Genomic DNA, 18,768 nt, shown 5'->3' with positions numbered 1-18,768 from the left:
ATCTTCCTTAGGGTGCTAGTTGACGGCGGTGCGGGAGCCGCAGGACAGCAGGTAGTTGCGCGTGCGCTTGGCGATGGGCATTGGAACGTCGAAGGCCACCGGGTACATGTCCTGTTCCACGATGCCGAAGATGGGCCGGTCCAGGGCCTCGACGGCCTCGATGACCGCACGCAGGTCCGGCAGGCCGTTGGGCGGTTCGGTCATGACTCCGGCCAGGTTTGCCGCTGCCCAGGTCATGTTTTCCTCGTTGACTTGTCTGAGGATGTCCGGGTTGATCTGCTTCAGGTGCAGGTAGCCGATGCGGTCCGGGTAGTTTTTAATGAGCTCCAGGCTCGAGGCGCCACAGTATTCAGCGTGGCCGGTGTCCAGGCACAGGTTGAGGTACTGCGGGTCCGTCGCGCGCAGCAGCGTTTCGATGTCCTCCTGGGCTCCAACGTGCGAGTCGGCGTGGGAGTGGAACTGCTGCTTGAGGCCGAAGTCCTCGAGCAGCGTCTTTCCGAGCCGGTTGTGGCCGGCGAACAGGTCGCTCCAGGCCTTGTCGCTGAGCGTGCCGCTCTCCACGGCCTCGCCGGTGACATCGTCACGCCACATCGCGGGGATGACCACGATGTGCTCGCCGCCCATGGCTGCTGTCAGTTCGGCGACCTTGCGGGCCGGCTCCCAGGCCTGCTCCCACTGGTCCAGGCCGCGGTGGAACGCGGTGAAGACCGTGCCGGCGCAGACCTTCAGGTCGCGCTGCTTGAGCTCCTCGGCGAGGCGGGTGGGGTCGTTGGGCAGGTAGCCGTAGGGGCCCAGTTCAATCCACTTGTAGCCGGATTCGGCCACCTCGTCCAGGAAGCGCTCCCACGGGGTCTGCTTGGGGTCATCCGCAAACCACACGCCCCAGGAGTCGGGCGCGGTGCCGATGATCAGCTTGTTCTCTGTCATTGCTCAATCCTTGTGTCTGCTGCTGGCTTTAGGCCCAGGCCGCCAGGGTTCCTTGGCGGCTAACCCAACTGACTCGCAGTTGTTGTCGTTCTGAGGGCTCAAAACGACAACTAATGCCAGTCAGTCGGGTGTCCGTGGGGATTAGTTGGAGGGGAAGTTGTAGGAGGCGCCGGAGGCGTGGGTGGGTTCGGGCCAGCGGGAGGTGACGACCTTGCCGCGGGTGTAGAAGGAGACGCCTTCTGGGCCGTAGATGTGCTTGTCGCCGAAGAGGGATGCTTTCCAGCCGCCGAAGGAGTGGTAGGCCACGGGGACGGGCAGGGGCACGTTGATGCCGATCATGCCGACGGTGACGGAGCGCTGGAACTTGCGGGCTGCGGCGCCGGAGGAGGTGAAGATGGCGGTGCCGTTGCCGTAGGGGTTGGAGTTGATCAGCTTGATGCCGTCTTCCAACGTATCAACGCGGACGACGACGAGGACGGGTCCGAAGATCTCCTCGGTGTAGGCGGTCATTTCGGTCTTGACGTGGTCCAGGACGGTGGGCCCGACCCAGAAGCCTTCTTCGTGGCCGGGGATGACGAGGTCGCGGCCGTCCACCACCATCGCAGCGCCGGCGGCTTCGGCTTCGGTGACGATCTTGACGATGCGTTCCTTGGAGGCGGGGGTGATGACCGGGCCCATTTCGGCGCCGGGGACGGTGCCGTTGTTGACCTTGACGGCCAGGGCGCGTTCTTCGACCTTTTTGACCAGCAGGTCCGCGGCGTCCCCGACTGCGACGGCGACGGAGATGGCCATGCAGCGTTCCCCGGCGGAGCCGAACGCGGCGGCGGCGAGGTGGTCGGCGGCGTTGTCCAGGTCGGCGTCGGGCAGCACGATGGCGTGGTTCTTCGCCCCGCCCAGGGCCTGGACGCGCTTGCCGTGGGCGGTGGCGGTCTCGTGGACGTACTGGGCGATCGGGGTGGATCCGACGAAGGAGATGCCGTCCACGTCCGGGTGGGTCAGCAGCCCGTCAACGGTTTCCTTGTCGCCGTGCAGGACCTGGAACACGCCGTCGGGCAGCCCGGCGTCCTTCCAGAGCTTGGCCAGCAGCAGCGAGGCGGAGGGGTCGCGCTCGGAGGGTTTGAGGATGAAGGCGTTGCCGGCGGCGATCGCCATCGGAGCCATCCACAAAGGGACCATGACCGGGAAGTTGAACGGGGTGATGCCGGCGACGACGCCGAGCGGCTCGCGGAAGGAGAAGACGTCGATGCCGGTAGAGACCTGGTCGGAGTAATCACCCTTGAGCAGCGACGGGATGCCGCAGGCGAACTCAATCACCTCCAGGCCGCGGCCGATCTCGCCCTTGGCGTCGGAGATGACCTTGCCGTGCTCGGCGGTGATCAGCTCGGCGAGTTCGTTCACGTGCTCGGCGACGAGTTCGCGGAACTTGAACAGCACCGCGGTGCGCTTGGCCAGGGAGATATCGCCCCAGGAGTCGGCGGCGGCGCGCGCGGCGGCGACCGTGGTGTCCAGGTCGGTCCGGTTGGCCAGCCGCAGTTCGGCGGTGACCTGGCCGGTGGCCGGGTTGTAGACGGGCTGGGTGCGGTCGCCTTCGCCGGCGGTCTCGGCACCGTTGATGAAATGGTTGATGGTGGTGGTGACGGTCGTCGTTGACATAGAGATGACTTCCTTGGTCTGTGGGGGAGGTTAGCCGAGCAGCTTGCGCTGGCGGTTCTTGTGGTCGGTGTAGGTCCGGTAGGCCTGCTTGGTGGAGTCGAGTTCCGAAACTGCGGAGACGGGCACGTCCCACCAGGATTCTGAGCTCGGTGCGTCCAGCAGCGGGTCGGATTCGACGTGGATCACGATCGGCCCGCCGCGTTCCGGGGCGGCCTTGGCGTCGCGGATGGCCTGTTCGAGTTCGGCGATGGCTTTCTCGCCAGGTTCGATCCGGATGACCTTCACGCCGAGGGATTCGGCGTTCAGGGCCAGGTCCACCGGGAGGGTCTCGCCCTCGTCGAAGCTGTGCTGTTCCTCGTCCAGGACGCGGTACTGGGTGCCGAAGCGCTGCGAGCCGAGGGACTCGGAGAGCGAGCCGATGGAGGCGTAGCCGTGGTTCTGGATCAGGACCACGATCAGCTTGATCCGTTCGGCGACGGCGGTGACCAGTTCGGTGTGCATCATCAGGTAGGAGCCGTCCCCCACCATGACGACGACGTCGCGCTGGGGGCCGCCGTTCGCGGCCTCGGCCAGCGCTGCGCGTTTGACGCCCAGGCCACCGGGGATTTCGTAGCCCATGCAGGAGTAGGCGTATTCGACGTGGTAGCCGAACGGGTCGCGGACCCGCCACATCTTGTGCAGGTCACCGGGCAGGGAACCGGCGGCGCAGATCACCACGTCGGAGGCGTCCATGGCCCGGTTGGTGGCCCCGATGATCTCGTTCTGCGCCGGCAACGGCGTGAACCGGGTGTCAAAGGCCGTATCCACCGTGGTGTTCCAGCGCTGCTTCTCGGCAGCGATCTGCTGCTCCAGGTCGGCGCCCACGCGGTAGCCGCCCAGGGCCTGGTTGAGCTTGACGAGGGCCTTGCGGGCGTCGGCGACGATCGGCAGCGAAGTGCCGTGCTTGTACGCGTCGATCGGTGCGACATTGATGTTCACAAAGCGCACGTCCGGGTTCTGGAACGCGGTCCGGGACGCGGTGGTGAAGTCCTCGTAGCGGGTGCCGATGCCGATGATCAGGTCCGCTTCGGCTGCCAGGGCGTTGGCCGCCGTCGTGCCCGTGGAGCCGATCGCGCCGAGGGAGTACTTGTGGTCCCAGGGCAGGACGCCGACGCCGGCCTGCGTGTTGCCCACAGGGATGCCGGTCAGCTCGGCGAACCTGGCCAGTTCCTCGTTGGCGTACGCGTACAGGACGCCGCCGCCGGCGATGATCAGCGGCCGCTTCGCGACCCGGATGGCCTCGGCGGCGCGGCGGATGTCGTCGTCGTCCGCTTCCGGCCGGCGGATCCGCCACTCCCGCTCGGCCAGGAACTCCTCAGGTACGTCGAAGGCTTCGGCCTGGACGTCCTGGGGCAGCGAGATGGTCACCGCGCCGGTCTCGGCCGGGTCGGTCAGGACGCGCAGGCCGTGGTGGAACGCGGAGAACAGCTGTTCCGGGCGGGTGACCCGGTCAAAGAACTTCGACAGCGGCCGGAACGCGTCATTGACGGTGAGGTCATAGGCGTAGGGCTGTTCGAGCTGCTGCAGCACCGGGTCCGCGGCCCGGGTGGCGAACGTGTCGGACGGCAGCAGCAGCACCGGCAGCCGGTTGGTGGTGGCCAGCGCGGCACCGGTGAGCAGGTTCGACGAGCCCGGGCCGATCGAGGTGCTGATCGCGAAGGTCTGCCGGCGGCGGGTGTGCCGGGCGTAGCCGACGGCCTGGTGGGACTGGGCCTGTTCGTTGCGGCCCTGGTAGTACGGCATGATCGTCGGATCGAGCTGCTGGTACTGCTTCAGGGCCTGGCCCACACCGGCCACGTTGCCGTGCCCGAAAATGCCGAACATGCCCTGAATCAGGCGTTCACGGAAATCGACCCCGCCGACGGAATCGACGGTGTACTGCTTGGAAAGATATTCGACCACGGCCTGGGCCACGGTCATCCGGCGGGTTCCGGTTGCTGTTTTCGTCTCCATGGGAGGTTACTCCGATACTTCTGTGGTGTGGTGGAGCAGTGATGCGGCCGCGGCGACAGCCCCGGCAACATCCCCATCAGCCGGGTAGAGCAGGGTCCGGCCGACGGTGAGTCCCTGCACGCCGGGGAGGGCAAGGGCGGCTCCCCAGGTGGCGAACACCTCGTCCTGGGTACCTGCCGGGTCTCCGCCCAGCAGCACGGTGGGCATGGTGGTGGCGGCCATGACGCGTTCCATCTCGGCCACGACCGGCAGCTTCATCCACGTGTAGGCGCTGGTGGAGCCGAGGCCCTCGGCGATGGCGATGGACTTGATCACGGCATCCGGGCTCAGATCATTGCGGACCCGGCCATTCTCCCGGACGGACAGGAAGGGCTCCACCATGGCGATGAGCTTGCGTGCAGCAAGCGAGTCGATCGCCCTAGCCGTGGCCTCGAGCAGGGCCACCGTGTCCGGGTCGCTGAGGCAGATGCGGGTCAGCATCTTGCCGCCGTCCGCTCCCAGTTCCTCCAGCGCCGCGGCGGTGTGGCCGGTGAAGCGGTCATCGAATTCGTTGACCAGGCCGGCGAGGCCGCCGCGGTTCATCGAACCGAACACGAGCTTGCCATCAAGGGCGCCCAGCAGCAGCAGGTCGTCCATGATGTCCGGAGAAGCCAGAACGCCGTCCACCGCGGGGTTGGCCAGTGCAACCTGCAGCCGGTCCAGGAGCTGGCGGCGGTCCGCCATGGCCACCGGATCATTGCCGACGGAGATGGCGCCGCGGGCCGGGTGGTCGGCCGCGACGATGAAGTTCTGCCGGCCGTACTTCAGTCCGGGGTGGCGGCGGCGCGCCTTGGCAGCCCGGGCCACCGCATCGGGGTCTTCGAGGCGGATGGTGCTCAGGTGCTCATAGCGGCGGGGATTGTCATCCACCGCGAGGGTTGCGGTGCCGGGGTTGAGACTCACAGGGCCGCTCCTTCGTGGGCAAGTTGGCTGCCATCCCCGCCGGGAACAACAGCATCGGGTACAACAGCACCAGGTACAAGGCGGCCGCGCTCGGCAAGCAGGGAGGTAACCTCGGCCGGGGTGGGCATGGCATCCGCGCAGGACAGCCGGGAGGCAACAATGGCGCCGGCAGCGTTCGCGTAGTCCAGAATCTGGGCGAGAGGCCAGCCGGAGAGCAGTCCGTGGACGAAGGCGCCGCCGAAGGAGTCGCCGGCGCCCAGGCCGTTGACGGTCTCGACCGGAACGGGGGCGGAAACCACGCGCTCGGTGCGGGTCTTGGCCATCACACCCTCCGGGCCGAGCTTGACGACGGCGATTTCGACGCCGGCGTCCAGCAGGCGGTCCGCCTGCTCATCCGGGGTGCCCGGGCCTACGGCCACGGAGCATTCCTGGTCGTTGCCGATCGCGACGGTAACGTGGGGCAGGATGCGGGCCACCTGCTCGCGGGCTTCCTCCTCGGAGGCCCAGAACATGGGGCGGTAGTCGAGGTCCAGGATGGTGAATTGGCCATCCTTCAAGCCGGTGCGGGGCCGGGCCTCGTGGGCCCTGATGTGCGCCCCGCGGCTCGGCTCCTGGCACAGTCCGGTCACCGTGGACCAGAAGATCTGCGCATCGCGGATGGCGTTGACGTCGAGCTCGTCGGCCTTGATCTGAAGGTCCGGCGCCGTGGGGAACCGGCCATAGAAGTACAGCGGGAAATCATGCGGCGGCCGGATCGCGCAGAACGTCGCCGGGGTCTGCAGCCCCTGGACCGGGGAAACGAAGGAATCATCGACGCCGAACTTCTCCAGTTCGCGGTGCAGGTACGTACCGAACGGGTCATCGCCGGTACGCGTGATGACCCCGGTCCGGCGGCCATGGCGGGCAGCGGCGACAGCAACATTGGAAGGCGAGCCGCCGAGGTACTTGCCGAAGGACGCGACATCCTCCAGCCCTACCCCGATGTCGTTCGGGTAGATATCAACACTGATTCGCCCGATCGTGAGCAGTTCGTGGGTCACGGTAATCGTGGACCTTTCTTTTGGATCTCAACCTCTAAGCAGCCGAACGGCCAGGACTCCGGCGTTCCGCGGCCCCGTGAGCGGGACCACAAGAACTACTGTGCCCTAGAATTTATGTCCTGTCAAAGGTTTGTACTGACATACTTACAACAACCACAATGACACCCGACGAAGGGTATTCCGGAGCCGCAAACGAGCCCCGGCAGGGGTAATGTTCCGGCCCCTACTTCTTGGGTACGGCGAGCTCCCCCGTGACATACTGCGCCCGGCCGAACCCGAAGGACCAGTCCCCCGCAGTGTTCTCGACGTAGCCAATGAAGACGTCCTCGCCGGCGACCCCCAGGCCCGCCAACCGCTCCGCCACCGCTGCAAAAAGGCCCTGCTTCGCTTCCTGGCTACGCCCGCCCTGCGTGAATATCTGGATCATAACGACATCACGGGTGCGCTTGAAGCCAAGGCCCGCGTCCTGCGCCACGATCTGGCCCGGGGCGTGCTCCGTGACGATGTGGAAGTAGTCGCGTTCCGGGATGCCATATTCAGCCAGGATGGCGTCATGGATGCTCCGGCTGAGGCTATCGAGTTCATCCCGGTTACGCCCCGAGTGGACATCGATTCGTACGAGCGGCATATCGTTTCCTTTGATAGTTTGTCCTGACATACTATCAAAGCGCGAACTTAGTGCAAGGTGTAGCCCAACCAGGTAGCAGCAGGGTGAGAGGGCGCAACGTTCGCGTTAAACGTCCGACGGCGGCCGGTGACCTTCAAGGGGAAGGTCACCGGCCGCCGTCGGACCATTTAATTGTGCTGCGGGCCCTATTTGGCGAGCAGTTCCTCGAGCCGCTCGTAGCCGTCAGACACGCCGCTTTCCATGCCTGATTGGGCCATCCCGTCGCGGGCTTCCAGGCTGGGATAGACAGAGTGGGCCCGCAGCCGGCACCTGCCTCCGCCAAGGTCCTCGAAGCTCATGAATTCGATGCTGACGATGTCCGGGTAGCCGCTGAACTCGAAGGTCTGGATGGCGAAGTCGTTTTCACGGACTGTATGGAAGATGCCGCTGAAGGCGTACGTCACCCCGTCCGGGCCGGTGTGGCTGTACAGATAGGTGCCTCCGGAACGGAAATCGTAGTGGTCGATATCGACGGTGGTGCCGCGCGGGCCCAGCCACTGCGTGATCAACTCAGGCTCCTTGTGCGCGCGGAACACGTCCGCGACCGGGAAATCGAACTCCCGTTCAAAGTCAATGAACGGGACGCCGTCCGGCATGGTGAGTTTAAGTGCATTGCTCATGATGGGTCCTTGTCACTGCTGCAGTGCTTCGAGACCGCCAACATAGACCTCACTGCGCGCAGTGGCAAGGGTCTGTCCGCCTAGGCTTAAACAGAGCAACGCGGGGTCACTCCGCGCCCAATCCGGGGGGTGGATTGGGCTGGGAGTGACCCCGCGTTGCCTGAAACGCGGCTTAGAGCGTTGCGAAGACCTCGCGCAGCAGCTTGGCGGTCTCGGACGGCGTCTTGCCGACCTTCACGCCCGCAGCCTCGAGGGCTTCCTTCTTGGCCTGGGCGGTACCGGCAGAACCGGAGACGATGGCGCCTGCGTGGCCCATGGTCTTGCCTTCCGGCGCGGTGAAGCCTGCCACGTAGCCGACGACCGGCTTGGTGACGTTGGCCTTGATGAAGTCGGCGGCACGCTCTTCGGCGTCGCCGCCGATTTCGCCGATCATCACGATGGCCTTGGTCTCCGGGTCAGCCTCGAACGCAGCCAGGGCGTCGATGTGGGTGGTGCCGATGACAGGGTCACCGCCGATGCCGATGGCGGTGGAGAAGCCGAGGTCGCGGAGTTCGTACATCATCTGGTAGGTCAGCGTGCCGGACTTGGAGACCAGGCCGATGGGGCCCTTGCCGGTGATGTTCGCCGGGGTGATGCCCACGAGGGCCTCGCCCGGGGTGATGATGCCGGGGCAGTTCGGTCCGATGATGCGGGTGACCTGGTTGCCGTCGGCGTCGACCTTGGACTGTGCCAGCGCCCAGAACTCGGCGGAGTCCTGAACCGGCACGCCTTCGGTGATGACAACGACCAGGCCGATGCCGGCCTCGATGGCTTCAACGACGGCGTTCTTGGTGAATGCCGGCGGGACGAAGACGATGGAGACGTCGGCGCCGGTTTCTGCCATGGCTTCCTTGACGGTCCCGAAAACGGTGATCTCGTTTTCGCCGTGCAGGACGGTGGTGCCGGCCTTGCGGGCGTTGACGCCGCCCACGATGTTGGTGCCGGCCTTGAGCATGAGGGCGGTGTGCTTGGTGCCCTCGCCGCCCGTGATGCCCTGGACGATGACCTTGGAGTCCTTGTTCAGATAAATAGACATGTTTTCTTTCCTAGATCTCGACAGGCTCGATCAGCGGGCGTTGGCGAGCTCGGCGGCCTTGTCGGCGCCCTCGTCCATGGTGGCGGCCAGGGTAACCAGCGGGTGGTTGGCCTCGGCGAGGATGCGGCGGCCTTCTTCGACGTTGTTGCCGTCGAGGCGGACAACCAGCGGCTTGTTCGCGTGCTGGCCCAGCTCGGCCAGTGCGCCCACGATGCCCTTGGCGACAGCGTCACAGGCGGTGATGCCGCCGAAGACGTTGACGAACACGGACTTGACCTGCTCGTCACCCAGGATGACGTCCAGGCCTGCGGCCATTACCTCGGCCGAAGCTCCACCGCCGATGTCCAGGAAGTTGGCGGGCTTGACGTTGCCGTGGTTCTCGCCGGCGTAGGCGACGACGTCCAGGGTGGACATGACGAGGCCTGCACCGTTACCGATGATGCCGACTTCGCCGTCCAGCTTGACGTAGTTCAGGTCCTGCGCCTTGGCCTTGGCCTCGAGCGGGTCTGCGGATTCCTTGTCCTCAAGCTGGGCGTGCTTGGGGTGGCGGAATTCAGCGTTCTCGTCGAGCGTGACCTTGCCGTCGAGGGCGACGATCTCGCCCGCGCCGGTCTTAACCAGGGGGTTGACCTCCACGAGGGTGGCGTCTTCCTTCTTGAAGACGTCCCAGAGCTTCAGAATGACGCCGGCGACTTTGCCGCGCAGTTCTTCAGCGAAGCCGGCTGCGGCGACGATTTCGTCAGCCTTGGCCTGGTCGATGCCCACTGCGGGGTCGATGGCTACCTTGGCCAGAGCCTCGGGCCGCTCAACGGCGAGCTGCTCGATCTCCATGCCGCCTTCAACCGAGCACATGGCCAGGTAGTTGCGGTTGGCCCGGTCCAGAAGGACGGAGAAGTAGTATTCCTCGGCGATGTCTGCACCCTGGGCAATCATCACCTTGTTGACGGTGTGGCCCTTGATGTCCATGCCCAGGATGTTGGTGGAGTGCTCAAGTGCCTCATCGGCGGACTTGGCAACCTTGACGCCGCCGGCCTTGCCGCGGCCACCGACCTTAACCTGTGCCTTGACGACAGTTACGCCGCCGATCTTCTCGGCAGCTGCCTTTGCTTCTTCAGGGGTGTGCGCTACGATGCCGGCGAGCACGGGTACACCGTGCGCTTCGAACATATCGCGCGCCTGATATTCAAACAGGTCCACGGTTTAGTGTCCTTCTACGTCGAAGTAGTTTCTGTACAGCCGGACAACACCCAAGGTGCGGACCGGGCTGCGGAATTAAGACGCCCTGCGGCAGGTCCGGAAACGAGCCGCGCGGCGCAATGCTCCTTTGGGAACTCTAGTCCTTTGAAGGGACCGGCCCGTTCCAGACTACCTGTTCTGTGAGTAAGGACACTATTCTATGGACCGTAGAAAAACCCCGGGATTACGGGGTTTTTGGGGACTTGGCTGGTGCCGTTTGAACGTTTTTGCCGCTGCCCGAGATGAGTTCGTAATGATCCCGGCTGATGAAGAAACCGACGCCGCCGGAGACGTTGCCGCAGGCCACCCCCGAGCGGTACGCGGAGCACCGCAGGCCGTTCCGTTCGAGGTTGCCACCGTCGGGCAGGACGGGAAGCTTCGAGATTGTGCCGTTGGGAGTTCCCTTAGGCCCGTACTCGGCTTCCATCTGCGTGACACCGGACCGGCATTCCCCATACCGGGCCCGGCCGGGCGTCAGGAGTGCCGCGCTGATGCTCCTATAGATGTCAAAGAGGTCCGGCCGCCCCGCGTCGTGCATGTGGCCGGGTCGAAGGCTCCGGCGTCAAGGGTCTGCAATCGCTGCGCGACGGCCTGGCGGCCGCCCTTGACCCCAGAGCCTTGGTGCCCGGTCATTATGGCAGGGACGGCGGCGCGCCGACTCCTGTCGCCGTTGGTCCCGCCGAGCTGGTCAAACTGCCGCTCAGCCCGGGCAAACCCAGGGCCAGTCTTTGCGGTTTCTGGGATTGAGAGTTGAGCCAGTCTTCGTAGCGTTGGTAGAAGTCGTCGTGACGGGTCAGTCCGCGTTCGAGCCGGGACAGCGCCGTGGGCCAGACGTGGAGGCTGTCCGCTGCGGCCTGAAGGGTGATGTTTTTCCTCGTTCGAAGAATGCGGAGGGCACCGGCATCCGGTGCCGGTTGCGGATGGACGAGCTGGTCGTAAATTTCCCGGGCAATGTAGCGTTTGAGGCAGCGCATGATTTCCTTGGTGTTTTTGCCTTCGGCCCGGCGTCTGGCGACATAGTTTTTGGTGCGGGTGTCACTCATCATCCGCACGAGCGCGACGTGGTGGATGGCTTTGTTGGCCTGCCGGTCCCCGCCGCGGCTGAGCCGGTGGCGCGTGGTTTTTCCCGAGGACGCGGGGACCGGTGCGACTCCGACAAGGGCGGCGAATTGCGCTTCGGTGCCGATCCGTTCTGGATTGTCGCCCACGGTGACCAGCAGTTGGCTTGCCACGTCGGTGCCGACCCCGTGCAGGTCGCGGAGCATTGGTGCAATGGTGGTGATGATCGCGTCGAGTTCGACATCGATGAGCGCCAGTTCCTGATGCAATGCCCGGTACCGCACGGCGAGACGTTTCAGCGCCGTCCCGGTGGCGTTCAGAGGTTCTGACATGTCCCCGGCGGGGCGGGTCTTTTCCAGCGCGGCCATCCGGGCTTCGCTGGTCAGGCCCCGATATTTGGCGCGGAGAGACTCAGGGGCGGAGACAAGGATGCTCTGGACCTGGTTCATGACCGCGACCCGTGCCCGCATCGCAGTGGCCCGCTCGGCGCGCAGGACGCGCAGTGACTCCACGGCCCCGTCCCGGGTTTTGGGCGTGGCGGTGCCCCGGCCGGCCAGCGCGGACTCCGCAGCCTGGTAGGCATCCAACGGATCCGACTTTCCTTTGAGACGGCGCGCCTGCCGGTTCGGGCGCATGACCTCCAGGACCTGAATGCCTTCCTTGGCCAAGACACGGGAAAGCTCGGCACCGTAGCTGCCGGTGCCCTCAACTCCAACACCAACGATTTGCCCGAAACCGGCGATGAACTGAATGATCTTCCGGTAACCGGACCCGACGGCCAGGAATTCCTTATCGGCGACATGGACGCCGGTTTCGGTGATAACGGCGACGTGATGGGTATCGGCGTGAGTGTCGATCCCGGCGATGACTTTCAGATGCAACAGGCTCCTATGAGGTCATGTCCATCTGGCCGCCGCGTTTACAGCAGTCATGTTGCGGCGGACAAATCAATTGGAAGACAAACCCTTCGGGCGTCAGTCAGTGGCAGAGTCACACCGCAACATAACCACTTCCATCATTACCGTCAGTGGCTCGTGAAAGGCTTCGGGTATGGAAAGCAGTGCAGCTGTCGAGACGATGGAGGCCATCGACGCCTCCACTTCGGTGCTGGCTGATTTTGTCCGCCGCGGAACGCTCAGCGCCCCTTTGCAGAGTGCCCCGGCCGGCGCTGATCTGCTTCGGGATCAGCAGGAGGCGCGCCCGGGCGGGGCAGGTGTTGATCCTTTGCGGGAGCAGGCGGATGCGTGTTTGGATGGACTGGCCGAGGTGGCCAGGATGGAGGCCCGTCTCGCGGCCCTGAAGGTCCAGCTGACCGCCGGCTATGCCAACGCCGAAAAAGCCATGGCCTCACCGGCCGAGTCCCCGCAGGACCGCACCGTGAGGGAGATGGCTGTGACCTCGGAGATCGCGTGTGTCCTGACCATCAGTGAACGCGCCGCCAGTGCCCTGCTGGTCGACGCGCTTGAACTGACCACCGTCCGGCCGCTGACGCTGTCCGCGCTGCAGGCAGCGGCCCTGTCTTGGCAGCACGCCCGGATCATGGTGGACGAAACCGTGAACCTCGACCCTGCCGGGGCAGCAGCGCTGGAGGCGCACTTCCTGGACCCGGACGCGCCGGAGGCGGCCCGCGGCATCCCGGCAGGGGAGCTTGTCCCGTGCCGGTTCCGGGCGAAGGTGCGTACCTGGCGGGAGCGGCACCACCCGGTCAGCATCGAAAAACGCCACGCTCGCAGTATGGCGGACCGGCGGGTGGAGTACGCCCCAGACCGTGACGGGATGGCCTGGTTCTCAGCCTATCTGCCCGCAGACCAGGCGGCCGGGATCTGGGACCGCACCACCGCAGCCGCGAGGGCCATGCAGGGACCCAACGAGGCCAGGACCCTCACCCAGCTCCGCGCCGACGTCGCCTCAACCTGGCTCCTCAAAGCCGGCCTCGAAACCACACCAGCCGACACCTCTAACGGAGCCAGCGACGCACGCACCGGCGGATGTATCGACGGGGTAGCGCAGGGCCCGGAGGGCGCCGGCGGCGGGCCCTCACCCGTGGCCCAGGTCCTGGTCACGGTTCCGGCGCTTTCGCTGCTTGGCGTGAGCGAGGAACCGGCAATGCTCGACGGCTACGGGCCGATCCCGCCGTCGATGGCCCGGGCACTCGTCGCCGGCGCCCCGTCATTCCGGAGAGTGCTCACCGACCCCCGCGACGGCGCACCCCTGGAAATCGGCCGGACCAGCTACCGCATCCCCAAACCTCCGCGGCAATGGCTGCGGCTCAGGGACGCGAAATGCACGTTCCCCGCCTGCAACAGCCACTCCCTGGACAACGACGCCGACCACCTCCTCGCCTGGGCCCGCGGCGGGACCACCGGGATCAGCAACCTGGCCCAACCATGCCCCAAACACCACCGCCTCAAACACAACTCCGCCTGGACCCCCACGGCCGCCAGCGCCAACAGCCCACCGGGATGGACCTCGCCCACCGGCCGCCGCTATCCCAGCGAGCAACCCGACTGGGAACCACCCCACTGGCCACCACAAATCCAAGCGATGCTCAAGGACCCGGCCGAACCGGATGGCCTTGACACCGGCACGCCCGAACAGTGTGAAACAGGCAATGAAGCAGCCTAAGCACGTGGGCTAAGAGTTGAGCCACCGCCGATTAGCGACTGCCCTGGTGGTGAACTGGGCGTCGCCGGTTGTCCGCCTCAGCCGTGGCCGATGGAGGCTGGACCCGCTCAGCGATAGCAGCAGAGCTCGAACGAACAGTTGAGGACCCTGACCGCGCCGGTTCCGGGGCCACAACTGTACGTTCGCGCCCTAGGAAGCCGGCAGGCCGTAGCGGTGTTCGGGCCGGCCGGTGGTGCCGTAGCGGAGCTGGATTTCGACGGCGCCGTCGTCCGCCAGCGAGGACAGGTACCGCTGGGCGGTGGCGCGGGACACGCCAACCCGCCCGGCGACGTCGGCCGCTGAGTACTGCTCGCCCGGAACCAGCGACTCCAGCACCGCCGCCTCCGTCGCCGACCTGGGCTTGGCCGACAGCGAGACGTCCCCCGGAATGAGTGCCCGTTTCGCCCGCTCCACGGTGTCCTGGTCCAAGGAGCCGGGCTGGCCGAGGATCCGCCGGTACCGGGCGTAGGAGCGCAGTTGCTGTGACAAGGACTCGGCAGTGAACGGCTTCAGCAGGTACCCGAGGGCGCCACGCCGGAACGCAGTCCGCAGCGATGCGGCATCTGACGCCGCACTCAGGATCATGGTGTCCACGTCCAGCTGGTGCAGGAGGTCCAGGCCCGAGGCGTCCGGCAGGTACACGTCCAGCAGCACCAGGTCTGGGCGCAGGCTGTGGATGGACTGCAGCGCCAGCGACGCCGAACCCGCCGGCGGCAGCGCCAGGAACCCGGCCACGGAATCCACATAGGCGGCGTGGAGCTTGGCGACGTGGAAGTCGTCATCCACGATCAGCACCCTGAAATCCTCAGACATCCTCGTCCTTCCGTCCGGTATCCATCAGTCTTAGCGCGATCAAATCAGTCTCTGCGCGCGGTGGTGGTGCCCGGCAACGTGGCCATGAACACCGCGCCGGGGCCACCCGCGTTTCCTGGCTCCAGCACCTTGACGTCGCCCCCACGGCGCCGCGCCAGCTGCCGGGCGAGGGCCAGGCCCAGACCATGGCCGCCTGCGGCCCGGACCTGCCCCTGAAGAACCCGGCCGGCCGCCGTCGTAAACCCCTCCGCAAACACAGCCTCCGGATTTTCGCCCTCCGGCAGTCCGTCGCCGGAGTCGGCGACGACGACGTGAAGGGTGCCGCCGCTGTCGTCCGCCTCGTCGAGCAACTCAAGTTCCACCCAGCGCTCGGCGGCCGTGCCGGCGACCGCCGCGTTGACGGCGTTGTCGATGAGGTTTCCGAGCACCGTGGTGACGTCCTGCGGCTCCGTCACCTGGCCGCGCACCAGGGTTTCCGGCCCGATCCGCAACGATACTCCCCGCTCGTCGGCCTCGACGCCCTTGGCGCCGATGAACGCCTGCAGATACGGGTCCTGCAGCAGTTCAGCCTGGTCCACGGGGAACTTCAGCGGGCCCGTGGCGGCGATCCGCTCAAGGTAGTTCCGCGCCTGCTGGTGCTGGCCGATGCTCATGAACCCGGCAATTGTGTGCAGCTGGTTGGCGAACTCGTGCCGCTGCGCCCGCAGCGCGGTGGACATGGTCCCGACGGCGTCGAGCTGCCGCGTCAGGTGCTGCAGTTCGGTGCGGTCACGGAGCATGACCACCCAGCCCAGGTCTTCGCGGCGGTGCAGCGCCTTCCGTGCGCTGGCCACGAGAACCTGCTCGCCGGCCACCAGTTCCACGGCTTCGCCCTCCCGGGCATCAGGCAGAGTAAGGGCCTTGAGCCGGGCCGGTACCGGGGCGTCCATCCAGAGCTGGCCGGACAGGTCGTGCTGGCCGAGGAGTCGCTGGGCGCCGGCGTTGAACACGCTGATCCGGCCGTCGGCTGAAATGCCAACGACCCCTTCGTCCACGCCTTCCAGGACCGCCACCTGGTCGTGCACCAGCGCGCCGATTTCCTCCGGTTCCAGGCCGAGCGTGAGCCGCTGCAGCCGCCGCCGCAGCAGGAACGAGGCCAGGACCCCGGCCGCGAGCGAACCGGCTGCGGTCAGCACGATCGGCACGATGTCCCGGGCGAGGCTCTGCCCGATGGACTCGGTGGAATAACCGACGCTCACCTCCCCGACGACGGTCCGGGAACCGGAAACTGAACCGGAACCGGAGCCCGAACCCGTGTCCGGCGCGAACACGGGGACCTTCGCCCCGGCCGACGGGCCCAGCGTGCCGGTGTTGCGGGTGGTCACCTCGCGGCCAGCCAGTGCCTCGGACGGGTCGGTGCTGACCCGCTCGCCCAGCCGGTCGGCGTCGGGATGTGCCAGCCGCAGCCCCGTCTCGTCGGTGATCACCACGAACAATGCGCCGGTGCGCGCCCTGGCGCCCTCGGCCACTGCCATGAGCGGGCCCGCCTTCAGTTCCGCGGGCGGGGGAGTGCCGGCCTGCCGGCTGATGGCCTGGACGTCGGCGCGGACGGAAGGGTCCGAGGCCACAGTCCGGGCCAGGGTGAGGGCCTGGTTTTCCGCCTCGAGGCCCAGCCGCTCAAACGTCAGCCACGCGTGCACCGCTCCGCTGAGGAGCACCACCAGGAGCACCACGCCCAGCTGCAGGAGCAGCGTCTGGGTGGAGAACCTGAGCGGAAGCCTTCCGGCGGGGCTCATCATGGCATTCCTCTGTGGGTTTGGGATGGCGGCGGGGCCGTTTGAGCAGAATGCGCAAAATGCTCCCAATAAGCAGTATGCCAATCAATTGAGCCAAAGGCACTGCCGTGACGGGGGCCACTCTAACGTCTGTAGTGCGCATCACACCGGGGTGGTGCCGTTCACTAAAAGGAGCCGGCTGTGCTGGTATTACTTGGATTCGCCATGATCGCGGTTTTCATGGTGCTGATCATGACGAAGAAGTTGACGCCAGTGCTGGCGCTGATCATCGTCCCCACCATTTTCGGTCTTTTCGCAGGCGCCGGCCTCGGCATCGGCGACATGGTCATGACCTCGATGAAGTCCATGACGTCCACCGCCGCGCTGCTGATGTTCGCGATCATCTACTTCGGCCTGATGATCGACGTCGGGCTGTTCGACCCGCTGGTCCGGTTCATCCTGCGCAAGCTCGGCAATGACCCCGCCAAGGTGGTCCTGGGCACAGCGCTCCTGGCCGCCGCGGTGTCCCTGGACGGCGACGGCTCCACCACCTTCATCCTCACCACGGCCGCCATGCTGCCGATCTACCTCCGCCTGAAGATGAGCCCGGTGGTCCTCACCTGTGTGGCCGGCCTGGCCAACGGCACCATGAACATCGTGCCCTGGGGCGGCCCCACCGCCCGCGCCGCCAGCGCCCTGAAGATCGACGTCAACGAGGTCTTCGTTCCCATGATCCCGTCGCTGGTCGCCGGCCTCGCCGTCGTCCTCGTCTTCGCCTGGGTGCTCGGCATGCAGGAACGCAACCGCCTCCGCGCCACACAGCCGCAGATCTGGGGCGTCCCGGGAACGGCTGCAGAGTTCGACGGCGGAGCTGCCGCCGGCGGCCGCGCCGGCCGTGGTGGTTCGGGCCGCGGTACCGCACCTGTTCCCGCAACGGGAGGCCCCGCCGTCGGCGGTTCATCTGAAGGTTCGTCCGTGGCTGTCCTGGAACGCACTGAAATCCTGGTCGACGTCAGCGACACCGCCATGGCGGACACCGCGCTGGACCCCAACCGCAAGACCCTGCGCCCCAAGCTGCAGTGGTTCAACCTGGCCCTGACCGTCGCCGTGATGGGCATGCTCATCGCCGACCTCGTGCCCCTGCCTTACGTCTTCATGGTGGGCTCCGCCATCGCCCTGCTGGTGAACTTCCCGCACGTCAAGGACCAGGGCGCGCAGCTCGTGGCCCACGCCCCGTCGATCGTCGCCGTCGTCAGCATGGTCATGGCAGCCGCAGTCCTCACCGGCGTCCTGACCGGCACCGGCATGGTTGAAGCAATGTCCGCGTGGCTGGTCCAGATCATCCCCTCCAGCATGGGTCCGCTCATGGGTGTCATCACCGGCGTGCTCAGCATTCCCATGACGTTCTTCATGAGCAACGACGCCTTCTACTTCGGCGTGCTGCCCGTCCTGAGCGAGACCGCCGCACACTACGGCGTCAGCGCCGCCGAGATGGCCCGTGCCTCCATCACCGGCCAGCCGTTCCACATGCAGAGCCCGCTGGTTCCCGCTATCCTGCTCCTGGTCTCGCTGGCCAAGGTAGACCTGGGCGACCACCACAAGAAGGTCCTCTGGAGGAGCGCAGTAGTAGCCCTCGTCATGCTGGCAGTAGCAGTCGTGACCGGAGCAATCGGCATCGGCTAGGCAGGACAAGAACAACCAGGACAAACAAATAAAAAGGAAAGCAGAGTGCGGAACGGATTTCCGCACTCTGCTTTCTTGGTTTGCCTGAAACAGCAAAGGGCGACGTAGGCACATCGGTGGTGGGACGGATATCCGGAAGCGTGCGTCTAAGGGAGTGCCACGCCGTCGGGTTCCCTGCCCGAGCTTGCGAGGGAAGGGGACGGCGGGGTGTACGAGCGAGCACGCGGAGGATCGTCCGGCTCGCCGCCGAGAGGCGGCCAAGGGCTGCGCGCACGTGCGGATGGGTACCGGTTCCGGACAGTAGACTAGTCCGGAAACCCATTCCGAACTTGCAGGGAGATCCATGGCTGCGATCAACCGTGACGACGTCGCGCACCTAGCGCGGCTCGCGCACATTGAGATGAGTGCTGAAGAGCTGGACAGGATGGCCGGCGAACTCGCCGTCATCGTCGACGCGGTGAAATCCGTGAGTGAGGCCGCCGGTGACGGCGTCCCGGCCACTTCGCACCCGATTCCGCTGAGCAACGTGTTCCGCGAGGACGAGGTGGGCCACACGTTCACCGCCGAGCAGGCACTCTCCGGCGCTCCGGACTCGGACGCAGACCGCTTCAAGGTCCCGGCAATCCTGGATGAGGATTAGAAC

Annotated in this window: 15 protein-coding genes and 1 pseudogene; 3 read left to right on the top strand and 13 right to left on the bottom strand. The window is 66.1% G+C overall.

Annotated elements, in window-relative coordinates; genetic code table 11:
* Nucleotides 1–15 precede the first annotated feature (15 nt).
* From AC1DFE_RS06610 to AC1DFE_RS06560, 11 genes and pseudogenes are all read right to left on the bottom strand, one after another.
* A complete protein-coding gene (locus AC1DFE_RS06610; protein ID WP_476905101.1) occupies nucleotides 16–927 on the bottom strand; it encodes a sugar phosphate isomerase/epimerase family protein in 912 nt (303 codons plus the stop codon).
* Between the two features lie 141 nt (nucleotides 928–1,068).
* A complete protein-coding gene (locus AC1DFE_RS06605) occupies nucleotides 1,069–2,580 on the bottom strand; it encodes a CoA-acylating methylmalonate-semialdehyde dehydrogenase (protein WP_476905100.1) in 1,512 nt (503 codons plus the stop codon).
* Nucleotides 2,581–2,610: 30 nt separating this feature from the next.
* Nucleotides 2,611–4,539, bottom strand: a complete 1,929-nt coding sequence (iolD, locus tag AC1DFE_RS06600) for a 3D-(3,5/4)-trihydroxycyclohexane-1,2-dione acylhydrolase (decyclizing) (RefSeq protein ID WP_476905157.1) — start codon at nucleotides 4,537–4,539, stop codon at nucleotides 2,611–2,613.
* Nucleotides 4,540–4,578: 39 nt separating this feature from the next.
* Entirely contained in the window at nucleotides 4,579–5,514 is a 936-nt protein-coding gene (locus AC1DFE_RS06595) for a Cgl0159 family (beta/alpha)8-fold protein (RefSeq protein WP_476905099.1), read from the bottom strand.
* Complete coding sequence (iolC, locus tag AC1DFE_RS06590; protein WP_476905098.1) at nucleotides 5,511–6,554, bottom strand: 5-dehydro-2-deoxygluconokinase; 1,044 nt, start codon at nucleotides 6,552–6,554, stop codon at nucleotides 5,511–5,513. The genes AC1DFE_RS06595 and iolC overlap by 4 nt, the downstream gene beginning before the upstream one ends.
* A gap of 223 nt (nucleotides 6,555–6,777) precedes the next feature.
* Nucleotides 6,778–7,182 (bottom strand): tautomerase family protein, encoded by a 405-nt coding sequence (locus tag AC1DFE_RS06585; RefSeq protein ID WP_476905097.1) that lies wholly within the window; start codon nucleotides 7,180–7,182, stop codon nucleotides 6,778–6,780.
* A 185-nt stretch (nucleotides 7,183–7,367) separates the two neighbouring features.
* Nucleotides 7,368–7,841: an SRPBCC family protein gene (locus AC1DFE_RS06580; protein ID WP_476905096.1), complete on the bottom strand. Its 474-nt coding sequence runs from the start codon at nucleotides 7,839–7,841 to the stop codon at nucleotides 7,368–7,370.
* 172 nt (nucleotides 7,842–8,013) lie between these two features.
* A complete protein-coding gene (sucD, locus tag AC1DFE_RS06575; RefSeq protein ID WP_476905095.1) occupies nucleotides 8,014–8,916 on the bottom strand; it encodes a succinate--CoA ligase subunit alpha in 903 nt (300 codons plus the stop codon).
* Between the two features lie 30 nt (nucleotides 8,917–8,946).
* Nucleotides 8,947–10,113, bottom strand: a complete 1,167-nt coding sequence (sucC, locus tag AC1DFE_RS06570; RefSeq protein WP_476905094.1) for an ADP-forming succinate--CoA ligase subunit beta — start codon at nucleotides 10,111–10,113, stop codon at nucleotides 8,947–8,949.
* Between the two features lie 223 nt (nucleotides 10,114–10,336).
* A pseudogene (locus AC1DFE_RS06565) lies at nucleotides 10,337–10,636 on the bottom strand (hypothetical protein); the annotation flags it as partial.
* A 148-nt stretch (nucleotides 10,637–10,784) separates the two neighbouring features.
* Nucleotides 10,785–12,092 carry an IS110 family RNA-guided transposase gene (locus AC1DFE_RS06560; RefSeq protein ID WP_476905093.1) on the bottom strand — a complete coding sequence of 436 codons (1,308 nt, stop codon included), beginning with the start codon at nucleotides 12,090–12,092 and terminating at the stop codon, nucleotides 10,785–10,787.
* Between the two features lie 169 nt (nucleotides 12,093–12,261).
* Here AC1DFE_RS06560 and AC1DFE_RS06555 point away from each other — a divergent pair, with 169 nt between their 5' ends.
* Nucleotides 12,262–13,836 (top strand): HNH endonuclease signature motif containing protein, encoded by a 1,575-nt coding sequence (locus tag AC1DFE_RS06555; RefSeq protein ID WP_476905092.1) that lies wholly within the window; start codon nucleotides 12,262–12,264, stop codon nucleotides 13,834–13,836.
* A 189-nt stretch (nucleotides 13,837–14,025) separates the two neighbouring features.
* Here AC1DFE_RS06555 and AC1DFE_RS06550 read toward each other — a convergent pair whose 3' ends face one another.
* Nucleotides 14,026–14,688, bottom strand: a complete 663-nt coding sequence (locus tag AC1DFE_RS06550) for a response regulator (protein WP_476905091.1) — start codon at nucleotides 14,686–14,688, stop codon at nucleotides 14,026–14,028.
* Between the two features lie 44 nt (nucleotides 14,689–14,732).
* Nucleotides 14,733–16,466, bottom strand: coding sequence for a sensor histidine kinase (locus AC1DFE_RS06545; RefSeq protein ID WP_476905090.1), 1,734 nt, complete (start codon nucleotides 16,464–16,466; stop codon nucleotides 14,733–14,735).
* 177 nt (nucleotides 16,467–16,643) lie between these two features.
* Here AC1DFE_RS06545 and AC1DFE_RS06540 point away from each other — a divergent pair, with 177 nt between their 5' ends.
* Together AC1DFE_RS06540 and gatC are read left to right on the top strand one after the other, a co-directional pair.
* Nucleotides 16,644–18,125: a CitMHS family transporter gene (locus AC1DFE_RS06540; RefSeq protein ID WP_476905089.1), complete on the top strand. Its 1,482-nt coding sequence runs from the start codon at nucleotides 16,644–16,646 to the stop codon at nucleotides 18,123–18,125.
* A gap of 343 nt (nucleotides 18,126–18,468) precedes the next feature.
* Nucleotides 18,469–18,765: an Asp-tRNA(Asn)/Glu-tRNA(Gln) amidotransferase subunit GatC gene (gene gatC, locus AC1DFE_RS06535; RefSeq protein ID WP_003802035.1), complete on the top strand. Its 297-nt coding sequence runs from the start codon at nucleotides 18,469–18,471 to the stop codon at nucleotides 18,763–18,765.
* The last annotated feature ends 3 nt before the right edge of the window (nucleotides 18,766–18,768 follow it).

This window comes from Arthrobacter sp. 05T423 (genome assembly GCF_056396245.1).
The sequence above is the reverse complement of the archived record's forward strand: the minus strand, read 5'-3'. Positions and strand labels throughout refer to the sequence as shown.